Source organism: Enterobacter sp. Ag1, assembly GCA_000277545.1.
GTDB lineage: Bacteria > Pseudomonadota > Gammaproteobacteria > Enterobacterales > Enterobacteriaceae > Cedecea.
On record AKXM01000034.1, the window covers coordinates 199,662 to 212,202 of the forward strand.

Here is a 12,541-nt window from a genome sequence, read left to right on the forward strand (position 1 = left end):
CTGCGGGCGAGACATTCCATAATTTGAACCCTACACGCCAATATTATGCAAAGTCAACCATTTTGACTGCACCGTTCCCCTTTTCATTGTGTTATACCGTTGCAACCTTTTTCAACTCCAAACAAACGATGTTACAGGATTTGCGTTATGGATAACTATCTGGATAAAAAACGATTTAACAACTATTACCTTATGCTTGCACAGCGAGAAGCAAATAGCCTCCAGCGCTACGCCAGACAGATTTCATCACTACATCTTAAAACCTTAGTTCCCCGACTTAACTTCAATAATGAAATTGATAAATTTATTGACGCACAAATAAAACAGATAACAACTGCAAAGAATGAACGTGAATGTAAAGAGTGCTTATTTAATATCAGGGAAGAAAAAAGACTTATCGAGCAACAAAATACCGAACTAAAAATGGGTAGCACTAAAATCGTTGTTTCCGCAGAACTGGTGAATAAACTGGATGCGTGGGGCTATGTGATTAATGGGGTTGGGGTTGTTCTGAGCGGATTTCAGGTAATTGCAGGGGCTGGCATCACTATCGCATCTATAACTCATGGAAATATGATAGGGCTTACTGCTGGTTCGCTACTGATTTTACATGGGGTTAATGGACTTTATGAGGGGGTAACGAATATCTCGACAGGGCGATCTGACACGACTGGTGCAGTAAAAAAAGGCTATGTAAGAGTCGCTGAGTTTATGGGATTTAGTGACAAGGCAGGACTCTTGGCATACAGCGGTATGGATCTGGCCTTGTCTGGATACGGCCTGGCAAGACAAATCATGAAAGCTGATGCATGGCGATTATTCAGGCATTTACCGTCTGATTTCGTAAGAAACTATAAAAATATGAGCACAACCGCATTACTTATTGAAGGAGCCGGTGATGGAGTTGCACTCAAATCAATTGCGGATAGCTATAAATCTAACTGATTTATAATTTTATTATAATTTAAAAAAATCTTCGCCCCTACCTTAAAAGGGGCGAAAATCTCAAGAGCAAAAAATGAAAAGACACCAACAAAAATAATCCCATAGAACGAATCGACACCATCATTGATGTAACTAACAACACAGAAGGCTAAAATTAAAAGCCTCAAGAAAACGCCCCCCAAAAATGCTCTTCTTAACTGCCTCAATATAACAATATAAGATACGCCCTCCTTTTCTACCCAATGCGCTATAAATGCACTTTCCTTTTTGGTAAAGCCACGCGAGAATAAAACAGTTCGAATTTCTTCTTTGTCCATGACAGCTATATCCCTTTATAAAATAACACTATATAGTAACGTGTTATTATAATGAAATGTAGCGTTTTTGACTGCAACTTAATCAGCAAAAAACCTCCGTAATGCGGCAGGGTTCCATTCTTCGCAGCATCAGAAAGCAAATTCAGAATTCTGATCGCGCCACAACCCTAAAAGCGGTCTCGGCCTTTTCCTCTTCTACACAACAGACATTCACCAGCCCCTCATAAAACCGCTTCCAGTTACGCGACCATGAAGACTGGTGAAGATCCGGCAGGCGTTTCAGTATTGCCCGGTGAACGGTAGCTGACGATACGACGCTGACCCCGTTTCCCGCACCTAAAGGCGTATCATCTCCGACGGCGTATTCTGTCCCGCCAACCTAATGGCCGGCTCTATCGAAAAAAAAGCCCTTCGACTAGATGGCTTCCGATACTATTTTCACGTCAGCAATAAACTCGATGGCCCCGCTCTTTAGCACGCGCTGATTCACTGTAGAAAAACTCAACGCCTGGCTCACCGGCAGCAGCGGGATCCCCGCCCCGATAACGACCGGGATCTGGGTGACAAACAGGCGCTGCAGCTCTCCGGCTTCGGCGAACCAGGCGGCAGTTTTACCTCCGCCTACCAGCCAGACATCTTTGCCTTTGGCGGCTTCGCGGGCTTGCGCGGTAATGTCGACGGCTTCGCCCTGTACCCGCGTGATATTTTGCCCTTCAGGCACCGATAGCGAACGCTGCGTGACGATAAATGCCGGGACATCGGCATAGGGCCAGGCCTCTGGCGAGTTTTCCAGAATCCAGCTGTAGGTTTCCGCCCCCATGATCACCGCCCCAACGGTCTGATAGAACTCATCGTATGGCGTGGCGTCATCCCCCAGCGGGAAGTTCATTAGCCAGTCCAGCTGATGCTGCTGGTCGGCAATGTAACCATCCAGCGTCGCGGCGACGTAATAGACTAAATTGGCCATACTTTTCTCTCTCTGTCAGACAATTATCCGCCTGATAATACAGAGATAAACACACATCGCCACTGCCAATTTTAGGCTTGCGGTTCTTCATCTCCTCGCGCCTGGCGGCGTATCACCTGCGGCGGCTGGCCGTAGGCGCGAAGAAACGCCCGGCGCATTCTGTCCCGCTCGCCAAACCCGGTTTGCCGGGCCACTTCGTCGATGGAGCGGGCGCTGGTTTCAAGCAGCATACGGGCGGACTCCAGGCGCAAATGTTCGATCGCGCGAGCGGGCGACTGGCCGGTTTCAGCCTGAAAGCTGCGGCTAAACTGGCGGGGAGATAAATTCGCCACCGCCGCCAGCTCTTCCACGCTCAACGCATTTTCCAGGTGCGAGCGGGCGTATGTCATCACTTTCTGGATGCGGTCCGATTTAGGCTCCAGCTCGAGCAGGGAGGAAAACTGCGACTGGCCACCGGAACGGCGGTGATAGAGCACCAGCTTCCGGGCGATGGTGCGCGCGATATCTGCCCCAAGATCGTCTTCAATCAGCGCCAGCGCAAGATCGATGGCCGCCGTCATCCCCGCAGAGGTCCAGTAAGGCCCGTCGCAAATAAAAATCTTATCTTCTTCCACGCTGATGCCCGGAAAACGCTGCTGCAGATCTCGCGCATACATCCAGTGCGTGGTGGCCCGCCGGCCCTCCAGCAACCCGGCTTCGGCCAATAAAAAGGTCCCGAGGCAGGCGGCGGCCACGCGGCGCGCATAGACCGCCGCCTGGCGAACAAAATCAATCGTCGCGGGGGAAGCCTGTTCCATCGTGGCGCCGAACAGCAGGAGATCGTACTGCGTATCCGCCATTGACTCAGTCATCACCTCAAACCCTGCCGACGTAGGCACCCCGCCGCCCTGCTCAGACAGCAAATGCAGCTCATACACCGGCTCGCTCGCCATCAGGTTAGCCACTTCAAATGCCGTAATGACGGCGAATCCCATGGTGGAATACCCGGGGGTAACAACAAAACCGACCTTTTGCATGTGGCAGACCGCCGTGATTGATGGTGTCATAAAAAGACGGTTATATGACATTTGAGACACAAAAAGCCAGTGTTAATGTTGCTTTCGTCAATTAACCCCCTTTTCAGGAGCTACACAATGAGCAACACATCTACAGGCACAGCCCTCGTCACCGGGGCATCCGGCGGGATCGGCGCCGTCTACGCGGCCCGCCTGGCTAAACGCGGTTATAACCTGATTCTGGTGGCTCGCAACACGGGCCGTCTGAACCAGGTCGCCCGGCGCATTCGTGAAGAAAGCGGGCAATCGGTGGAGGTTGTTCCCGCCGATCTGGGTAACGCGACAGAGCTGCTGCAGATCGAAACGCGGCTAAAAAACGACGAGTCTATTACGCTGCTGGTGAATAACGCGGGCTTTGGCTCAAAAGAAAGCGTGCTGGAAGCCAGAGTGGATGAAATGACTGCGATGATAGACCTCAACGTGACTGCGTTAACTCGCCTTACCTATGCGGCGGCCCCGGCAATGGCTACCCGCCGGCACGGCACCATTATTAACATTGCTTCGGTCGTCGCTATTGCCCCTGAATTGCTGAACGGTGTTTACGGGGCCAGTAAAGCGTTCGTGCTGGCATTGAGTCACTCTTTGCAGCAGGAGCTGGCGGAGTCCGGCGTGCGCATTCAGGCCGTGCTGCCTGGCGCCACGGCCACGGATTTCTGGAATATTGCCGGCGTGGGCGGGCACGAAAATCTGCCGCAAAGCTGGGTGATGAGTACCGAAGATATGGTGGATGCCGCGCTGGTCGGCCTTGATGCCGGTGAAAAGGTGACCATTCCTTCGTTGCAGGATGGCCGCGAATGGGATAACTGGGAGGCTGAACGCCGGGTGATTAGCTCGCATCTGAGCGCTTCTCAGCCAGCGCCGCGTTACACTCGCTAATCAATCACGCTATTTTGCTCTACAGATGCCGCCATCAGGCGGCATTTTTGCTGTTATCAACGCTAACTGTCGCTCAAATCACCTGCCTGTAAGAATATTTAAATGATAATGAGTATCATTTAAATATTTTATTTGTTAACATCCTGCCCGCGGTAAATTGATCGACATCAAGACTAACAGCCAGTGAAGGCTACCTCCGGGCAAAAGATATGCATAAAAAATTGATCCTTACGTCTTTGATAGCGTTAGCCAGCCTGGGCCTCAGCGCCTGCAGCCAAACCTCTCCCTCGCCTCAAGCGGCAAGCCATGTCGCCGTCACGCATGGGCAAATCATTGATTTACAAAGTGGCGAAACGCTGACAGAACGACAGCTGCTGGCCAAACTCGCCAGCGCTCAGCGGCTTATCGTCGGCGAAAAGCACGATAACGCCGAACATCACCAGATTGAGCTTTGGCTGCTGCAGAATCTGCCAAAAGAGCGTCCTCAGGGCAGCGTCTTGCTGGAGATGCTAACCGCCAGCCAACAGCCGCGCGTCACCCAGGTGAAGGCCTGGCTCAAAGAGGAGCCGCAGGTGCGGGACAGCCGCATTCAGGAACTGCTTCACTGGCAGAAAGGCTGGCCGTGGGAGATGTATGGCGGCGTCGTGACCGAAGCCCTGCGCGCGCCCTCACCTTTACTCAACGCCAATATCAACCGCGATGAGATAATGCGTCTTTATAAAGACCCGCGCTTCCCGAAAGGGAAAAAATCAACCGCGCCCGCCGTACAGGCCGCGCTGAAAGAAACGATTATTGCCATGCACGGGGGCAGCATCGAAGGCCAACAGCTGACGTCAATGCTGGCGATTCAGCAGCAGCGCGATCGCTATATGGCCCAACAGTTGCTGAGCGCCCCAACGCCCGCTTTACTGATTGCGGGCGGATATCATGCGTCCAGGAGCATCGGCGTGCCGCTGCATATGGAGGACTTGTCTCCCGCCTCGAAGCCGGTAGTGCTGATGCTGGCGGAAAAAGGCATGAATATCACGGCAGATCAGGCTGATTATGTGTGGTTTGTTGCGCCTGCTCCGGCAAAACGGTAACCGTCGATGACAGACACGTTGACTCCTTCTCTGGCGGGCAGAAGCGGCACGGGTTTTACGCTGTCTCTGCTTCTCCACGGAGGCCTTTTTTTAGCGCTAATCTGGCAGGTGTCTGACACGCCCTCTGCCCTGGAGCCTGCGCCCGCAGTGATGCTGCAATGGGCCGACGATATCGAAGCCCCGCCGACGCCAGTCCCGCTTCCGGTGGGCATTGCCCAGCAGGAGTCAGCGGCAGCAGAAGAAAAGCAGCAGGCTGAAGACAAGCAACAGCAGCCTTTGCCGATAGCCAAAGATGCGGTGATTGAAGTCACTCGTCGGAAAAAAGCTGCCGAAGGTGAAAAGAAAAAACCTCGCCCACCGCGCAACGTCAGGGAGCAAACCAGCGACAGCAGCCAGGCGGCCATCTCGACCAATGCCGCTCCTCAGCCCAGCGTGGTGTCCTCGCGTATTGCCGCGCCTTACCACAGTGATGCGGAGAAACAACACAGCCAGCAGGATAGCTGGGAGAGCCGGGTCAAAGGCCATCTCAACCGCTTCAAACGCTACCCTGGCGACGCCCGTCAGCGTGCCAGAACGGGCATCGCAGTGGTGACGTTTACCGTGGATTCTGCGGGCAAAATTGTTGCCAGTTCTCTAACCGGTTCATCGGGAACGCGCTCGCTTGATCGGGAAGCCGTGGCCGTTTTAGAACGTGCCCAGCCGCTGCCAAAGCCCCCCGTCGAGCGCTTAAAAGGAGGCGTGTATAACGTCACGATGCCAATCAATTTCGACCTGACGGAACTTAGCCGAAGCTAGCGCTAAGCCCCACAACCTGAACGTTAACTTTATGCTGAATATTCGGCAGGGTGCCCCATCGCCCGACATTAAGGACGCCTCATGGAAAAACTATGGAAAGCCACCCCGCTGCTCCTCGTCTGTTCGCTATCTGCCCGTTGGGCAATCGCCGACGCGCCGCAGCCCCCGGCTACGCCCCAAATTCCCCACCAGCTTATTGAGCATGGCGATGTTCGCGTGGATAACTATTTTTGGCTCAGGGATGACAGCCGCAGCGACGCGAAAGTGCTGCGTCATCTTGAGGAGGAGAATAATTACGCCCGCGAGGTACTGAAGCCGTCCGCAGCGTTAACGGACACGCTGTATCGGGAAATGGTGGCGCGAATGAGCCAGGAAAACCGCTCTGTGCCCTTCCAGCGCAACGGTTATCGCTATCAGGATGTTTATCTGGCCGGGCAAGAATACGCCGTCAGCCAGCGGCAGCTCGTCGGGGGCGAAGGTGACTGGCAAACGCTGGTGGACGGCAACCTGCGTGCCAAAGGCCAGGCCTATTACCAGCTAAATGGCCTGGTCGTCAGTCAGGACAATCAGATGATGGCGATTGCCGAGGACACGACGGGCCGCCGCCAGTATCGCCTCTCGCTGCGCGATTTGAACAGCGGAAAATGGCTCCCGGATGCGATCGAAAACACCTCCGGGAATATGGTGTGGTCTAATGACGGGCGCTACCTGTTTTATATCCGCAATAATCCACAAACCCTGGTGCCCTCGCAGGTCTGGCGGCATCGTCCCGGCACGCCTGTTGCCGAGGACGTGCTGGTCTATCAAGAGGCTGACGGCGGCTATTATCTTGGGCTTTCCCGTTCGGCTTCGGACCGCTATTTAATCATCACGCTCAGTGCCAGCACCTCATCAGAAGCCCGCCTGATCGATGCGGATAAACCCGAAACACCCCCGGTACTTTTCGTCACCCGCAGGCCGGGGATTGAATATTATCTCGACCATTTTGAGGGGGAGTTCTACCTGCGTGCAAACCAGGAAAGCGCCAATTTTGGGCTGTATAAAAGCCACGCACCCGGCGACAAATGGCAGGCGGTGGTTGCGCCCCAATCCAATAAAATGGTGGAAGGATTCACCCTGTTTAAAGACTGGCTGGTGGTGGCTGAACGCCGGGACGGGCTGAGCCAGATACGCAAGATTAACTGGCTGAACCACAGTGAGCAGACGCTACAGTTTGATGACGCCAGCTATATGGCCTGGCTCGGCTATAACCCGGAGCCACAGGCCGGCAAGCTGCGCTATGGCTACTCTTCGATGACCACGCCCACCAGCGCTTATGAATGGGATCTGGCCAGCGGCGAACGTACCCTGCTAAAACGCCAGGAGGTCAATAACACCTCGCCGGAGAATTACCACAGCGAGCGGATCTGGATCGCCGCCCGCGACGGCGTGAAGGTGCCTGTCTCGCTGGTGTATAACAAAAAAATGTTCAAACCGGCCCACAGCCCGCTGCTGGTTTACGGCTATGGTGCCTACGGAATGAGCATGGATCCGGCCTTCAGCGCCAACAGACTCAGCCTTCTGGACCGCGGTTTTGTGTTCGCTATTGTGCACGTTCGCGGCGGGGGTGAGCTTGGCCAGCGTTGGTATCAGCAAGGGAAGCTGGAAAACAAGCCCAACAGCTTTAATGATTTTCTCGATGCGACCCACGGCCTGGTTAAGTTGGGCTTCGGGCAGGCTGGCAGACTTTACGCCATGGGCGGAAGCGCTGGCGGCTTGCTGATGGGCAACGTGATTAACCAGCAGCCCACACTCTTCAATGCCGTGGTGGCGCAGGTGCCGTTTGTGGACGTGGTGACAACCATGCTGGACGAATCCCTGCCGCTCACGGTGGGAGAATATGACGAATGGGGCAACCCGCACCGTAAGACAGACTATCTGCGGCTCAAATCCTGGAGTCCTTACGACAACGTTAAGCCCTCGCACTACCCAAATCTGCTGGTGACCAGCGGCCTCAACGACTCGCAGGTGCAATACTGGGAGCCAGCGAAGTGGGTCGCGAAGCTGCGTGAAAACCAGCGGGGCTCCGGCAAAATCCTTCTGATGACCGAGATGCAGGCCGGGCACGGCGGTAAATCAGGCCGAATAAAACGCCTGGAGAATACCGCCCTCGAATACAGTTTTATTCTGGAGGCAGATAAACAGCACTAACCTGGAAGCCTTCCCTTAATGGGAAGGCCTACTCAGGCAACATAATAATAAAAATAACTTTTATTTTATTACAATACTTCAAGGACACGTATGAACGTTAATAAACTGGCCGTAACTCTCGGCTCGGGCATGTTATTGCTCAGCGCCAGCGGATTGGCAAAAAATAGTGATGAAATAACTAACGGGGACAAAAAAGGCTCGGCGGTATTTAGCCCACTTAATGTTTCCGCCGGAAATATTACCCGCGAACAAGAGGCGCTGGAAAAACCTGGCGCAACCAGCTCCCGCGCCACGGATAAAAACCTGCAATCTCTGGATGCCACGCTCCGCAGTATGCCTGGCACCTATACCCAAATCGATCCTGGCCAGGGGACGGTGAGCGTGAACATTCGCGGGATGAGCGGTTTTGGCCGGGTTAACACGATGGTGGACGGCATTACCCAAAGCTTTTACGGCACCACAACGTCCGGCACTACCGTTCACGGCTCCACTAACAACCAGGCCGGGGTGCTTATCGACCCGAATTTCCTGGTCGGCGTGGACGTTACGCGTGGGGACAGCAGTGGTTCCGCGGGAATCAACGCCCTTGCCGGCAGCGCAAACATGCGCACCCTCGGCGTCGATGACGTGATTTTTAAGGGGAATGATTACGGGTTGCGGTCGCGCTTCTCGGTGGGCAGCAACGGGATCGGGCGCAGCGGGATGATTGCGACGGCCGGAAGAACAGACGCCTTTAGCGATACCGGGAGCTTTGGCGCAATGGCCGCCATCAGCGGCAGTTCTATTTATTCTAATTTCTCGAACGGCTCAGGCATTAATAGTGAAGAGTTTGGTTACGATAAATTTATGAAGCAGAACCCGAAATCCCAGCTTTATAAAATGGACATTAAGCCCAACGAATTTAATAGTGTCGAACTGTCGGCGAGAACCTATGAAAATAAATTCTCCCGCCGGGACATCACCAGCGACGATTATTATATTAAATATCACTATGCCCCGTTCTCTGAGCTAATTGATTTTAACGTCACGGCCAGCACCAGCCGCGGCGATCAGAAATACCGGGATGATTCGTTGTTTACTTTTTACAGCACCTCCGCGCAAAACCGTTCCGATGCGCTGGATATAAACAATACCAGCCGTTTTAGCCTGGGCGATAACGATCTGGCATTTACGCTGGGCAGCAAGCTAATGCGCACCCGTTACACCAGGTTTATTAATGCCGCCGCAGGGGATGAGAAAACCAACCAGGAGGCTATAGAAAACAATCCATTCGCACCTTCCGGGCGGCAGGATATTTCGGCGTTATACACCGGACTGCAGGTGACGCGCGGTATCTGGCAGGCAGATCTTAACCTCAACTACACGCGCAACCGAATTACCGGGCATAAGCCGCCCTGTGACGAACGCGTTGTCTGCGTCCCCCAGGGAAGTTACGACGTTGACCAACGAGAAAGCGGTTTTAACCCATCGGTCCAGCTGTCGGCCCAGGCTACGCCGTGGCTTCAGCCATTTGTCGGCTACAGTAAATCGATGCGTGCGCCAAATATTCAGGAGATGTTTTTCTCCAACTCCGGCGGCGCATCCATGAACCCGTTCTTAAAACCTGAACGCGCGGAAACCTGGCAGGCCGGATTTAATATCGACACCAAAGATCTGCTCGTTCAGCAGGACTCGCTGCGCTTTAAGGCGCTGGCCTACCGCAGCAGGATCCAGAACTATATCTTCAGCGAGTCTTATCAGGTTTGCACCGGCGGTAGAAAATGCAATATGACCGAGGTGCTGGGCAATGACTGGGCGGACATCAGCGACGAGTACAGCGACAATATGTACATTTACGTGAACTCGGCCACCGGCGTCACCGCTCACGGCGTGGAACTGGAGATGGACTACGACGCAGGCTTCGCCTTTAGTCGCCTCTCCTTCAGCCAGCAGCAGACCGACCAGCCCACGTCTATCGCCAGCACCTACTTTGGCGCGGGGGATATTACCGAGCTGCCACGGAAATACATGACGCTGGATGCCGGCGTGCGCTTCTTCGATAAGGCTCTGACCCTCGGGACGATAGTGAAGTACACCGGTAAAGCACGGCGGCTGTCGCCTGATTTCGAAACCGATGAGCGTACCGGGGCCATCGTTAAAGAGGATTTACCGCAGATCCCGACGATTATCGACCTCTACGGCACTTATGAGGTGAACCGCAATCTGATGCTGAAACTCACGGTACAAAACCTGATGAACCGGGATTACTCCGAGGCGCTGAACAAGCTCAATATGATGCCCGGACCTGGAGATGACGCCAGCCGGGCGAATACCGCCCGCGGCAGAACCTGGATTTTTGGTGGCGAAGTTCGCTTCTGATTGTCAGCCCATCGCCCGGTTTTAGGCCGGGCGATGGGTAATTAGCGGTATTTCATCTTCTGCAAGTCTTCAATCAGACCGGGTCCTGATGGCCGCCAGCCTGTTTTCTGCTGCGTGATGGTGCTGGAGGCCGACATGTCGTGGGCGGCAAAATTTCCCAGCCAGCCAAAATGATCGCTGGCTTTGTCGGCGGCAATGCTGCGTACCGGCACACCAAGCCCCTGCCCGATCGTTTCGGCGATCGTTTTAGTCGCGATCCCTTCTTCCGCCACGGCGTTGTAGCGCTCCCCGGCCACGCCTCTCTCCACCGCCTGAACATACAGACGGGCAGCATCGCTCAGATGCACCGCCGACCAGCGGTTTTTGCCTTCGTCAACATATGCCGCCACGCCTTTGTCGCGAGCCAGCTCAATAAGCGGCGTAATTAGCCCCTGCCTGAAGGTGTCATGCACCTGCGGCAAGCGTACAAAAGAGGCGTTAACGCCTCGCTCAAGCAGGCTGGCACCGGCAATTTCCGTGGCCTTGCGTGGGTTTGGCGTCTGAAGGTTATACCCCGCTTCCGTCGCCGGTTGGCCCGGTTCAGTGGCGCCCATTGCCACAAAAGAGGTGATCACTACCGGGCGAGCCGAGCCCACCAGCGCGTCCCCCATGGCAGTAATCACTTTCCCGTCCGCCTCGCAGTTGGCGACAAAGTTAGAGAAATCATGATTAAACGCAGTGTGAATCACGGCATCAGCAAGATCTGCCCCGTGCTGCAGGCTGGCGAGGTCATCCAGATCGCCATAATGTGCTTTTGCGCCCCAGGCTGATAAAGCCTCGGCTCCGCGCTGAGAACGCGTTAACCCCAGTACCTGATGCCCGGCGGCGAGCAGCCGTTGCACGATGGCCGAGCCAAGAAAACCGGTCGCACCGGTGACAAAAATACGCATAGTCATTACCCCAAACCGTCACTGAGGACTGAGTTGCCGTCCGACGGGATTTACTGTAAACAGGGGAAGAAAGACGAACAATGTTCAAAAGTCGCCATTTTTGGTCTCATCGTCTGGAGTTGCTATGGATCCGCTGTCTGAACTGCTTTCTCTGCTGAAACCCCAGAGCTATGCCTCCGGCGGCGTGGCGCTGCATGAAGGTATGGCCATTCAGTGGCCTGAGCATGCCGGCATCAAGTGTTATGCCGTGGTGTCAGGCCGCTGCTGGCTTTCGGTTGAGGGTATGAACGAGCCGCTGCTGCTGCAGGCGGGGGACTGTTATCTCCTGCCGCCGGGGCCGCCTTTTTGCCTCGCGACCGGGCTTGATGCCGCACCTGTAGATTTCTACACGCTGCGCCAGGCGGGCAAGCTGGGGCCTGACGTTGTCCCCGGCCAGCAGGAAAGCTGTTTCCTGGTCGGCGGCCATTTTGTGCTGAGCGGGGAAGCGGCCGATCTGCTGCTGAGTTCTTTGCCGCCGGTGGTCTGCATTCAGAAACCTGAAAGTAAGGCCGCCATGCGCTGGGCGCTGGATCAAATGTCCGATGAAGTCCGCCAGCCTCGCCCCGGTAGCGCGCTTATTATTCAGCAGCTTGCGTGGATGCTGCTGATTCAGGCTTTGAGGCTGCACTTAGCTCAGCAACCCGCCGTGGGCTGGCTGTATGCGCTGGCGGATAAACAGCTTAGTCTGGCCCTGACCTGCATGCATAAAGAGCCCGCTTTCAACTGGACGCTGGAAAAACTGGCTGAGCGCGTGGGAATGTCGCGGTCGGCGTTTGCCGCCCGGTTCAAAGCGGTGACGGGCGCATCCGCTATCGATTACCTGACGCGCTGGCGCATGATGCTGGCCTGCGACAGGCTGCGCCAGTCGGGTGATTCCCTGGCGCGTATTGCGGTGGCATTGGGGTATGAATCTGAAAGCGCGTTCGGTAAAGCTTTTAAGCGGGTGATGGGCTGCTCACCCCGGCAGTATTCAAAAGGCTAGCGGCTG

The 12,541-nt window shown here is 54.8% G+C and carries 11 protein-coding genes and 1 pseudogene; 7 read left to right on the forward strand and 5 right to left on the reverse strand.

Features of this window, described 5'->3' with window-relative positions:
* The first annotated feature begins 147 nt into the window (after nucleotides 1-147).
* Nucleotides 148-945 (forward strand): DUF4225 domain-containing protein, encoded by a 798-nt coding sequence (locus A936_RS14690; RefSeq protein ID WP_008459164.1) that lies wholly within the window; start codon nucleotides 148-150, stop codon nucleotides 943-945.
* Here the strand turns inward: A936_RS14690 and A936_RS14695 are convergent.
* The 4 genes and pseudogenes from A936_RS14695 to A936_RS14705 form a co-directional block, all read right to left on the reverse strand.
* The gene (locus A936_RS14695) at nucleotides 930-1,262 is read right to left on the reverse strand and encodes a hypothetical protein (protein WP_008459166.1); all 333 of its coding nucleotides are present in this window, start codon (nucleotides 1,260-1,262) and stop codon (nucleotides 930-932) included. The genes A936_RS14690 and A936_RS14695 overlap by 16 nt on opposite strands.
* A 142-nt stretch (nucleotides 1,263-1,404) precedes the next feature.
* A pseudogene (locus tag A936_RS22890) lies at nucleotides 1,405-1,596 on the reverse strand (antitermination protein Q); the annotation flags it as partial.
* An 81-nt stretch (nucleotides 1,597-1,677) separates the two neighbouring features.
* Nucleotides 1,678-2,229, reverse strand: coding sequence for a dihydrofolate reductase family protein (locus tag A936_RS14700; RefSeq protein WP_008459168.1), 552 nt, complete (start codon nucleotides 2,227-2,229; stop codon nucleotides 1,678-1,680).
* 71 nt (nucleotides 2,230-2,300) lie between these two features.
* Nucleotides 2,301-3,245 carry a GlxA family transcriptional regulator gene (locus A936_RS14705; RefSeq protein WP_034809322.1) on the reverse strand — a complete coding sequence of 315 codons (945 nt, stop codon included), beginning with the start codon at nucleotides 3,243-3,245 and terminating at the stop codon, nucleotides 2,301-2,303.
* A gap of 117 nt (nucleotides 3,246-3,362) precedes the next feature.
* On the opposite strand from A936_RS14705, the gene A936_RS14710 reads away from it, so the two are divergent.
* The 5 genes from A936_RS14710 (at nucleotide 3,363) to A936_RS14730 (ending at nucleotide 10,585) form a co-directional block, all read left to right on the forward strand.
* Nucleotides 3,363-4,160: an SDR family NAD(P)-dependent oxidoreductase gene (locus tag A936_RS14710; protein ID WP_008459173.1), complete on the forward strand. Its 798-nt coding sequence runs from the start codon at nucleotides 3,363-3,365 to the stop codon at nucleotides 4,158-4,160.
* Between the two features lie 209 nt (nucleotides 4,161-4,369).
* On the forward strand, nucleotides 4,370-5,242 hold the full coding sequence (locus A936_RS14715) for a ChaN family lipoprotein (protein ID WP_008459175.1): 873 nt from the start codon (nucleotides 4,370-4,372) through the stop codon (nucleotides 5,240-5,242).
* 6 nt (nucleotides 5,243-5,248) lie between these two features.
* Nucleotides 5,249-6,037, forward strand: a complete 789-nt coding sequence (gene tolA, locus A936_RS14720) for a cell envelope integrity protein TolA (RefSeq protein ID WP_008459176.1) — start codon at nucleotides 5,249-5,251, stop codon at nucleotides 6,035-6,037.
* An 81-nt stretch (nucleotides 6,038-6,118) separates the two neighbouring features.
* Nucleotides 6,119-8,227: a S9 family peptidase gene (locus A936_RS14725; protein WP_008459178.1), complete on the forward strand. Its 2,109-nt coding sequence runs from the start codon at nucleotides 6,119-6,121 to the stop codon at nucleotides 8,225-8,227.
* A gap of 90 nt (nucleotides 8,228-8,317) precedes the next feature.
* A complete protein-coding gene (locus tag A936_RS14730; RefSeq protein WP_008459180.1) occupies nucleotides 8,318-10,585 on the forward strand; it encodes a TonB-dependent receptor domain-containing protein in 2,268 nt (755 codons plus the stop codon).
* Nucleotides 10,586-10,626: 41 nt separating this feature from the next.
* On the opposite strand, the gene A936_RS14735 is transcribed toward A936_RS14730, so the two are convergent.
* On the reverse strand, nucleotides 10,627-11,514 hold the full coding sequence (locus tag A936_RS14735; RefSeq protein ID WP_008459183.1) for an SDR family oxidoreductase: 888 nt from the start codon (nucleotides 11,512-11,514) through the stop codon (nucleotides 10,627-10,629).
* 124 nt (nucleotides 11,515-11,638) lie between these two features.
* Between A936_RS14735 and A936_RS14740 the strand changes: the two genes are divergently transcribed.
* The gene (locus tag A936_RS14740) at nucleotides 11,639-12,535 is read left to right on the forward strand and encodes an AraC family transcriptional regulator (protein WP_008459185.1); all 897 of its coding nucleotides are present in this window, start codon (nucleotides 11,639-11,641) and stop codon (nucleotides 12,533-12,535) included.
* Nucleotides 12,536-12,541 lie beyond the last annotated feature (6 nt).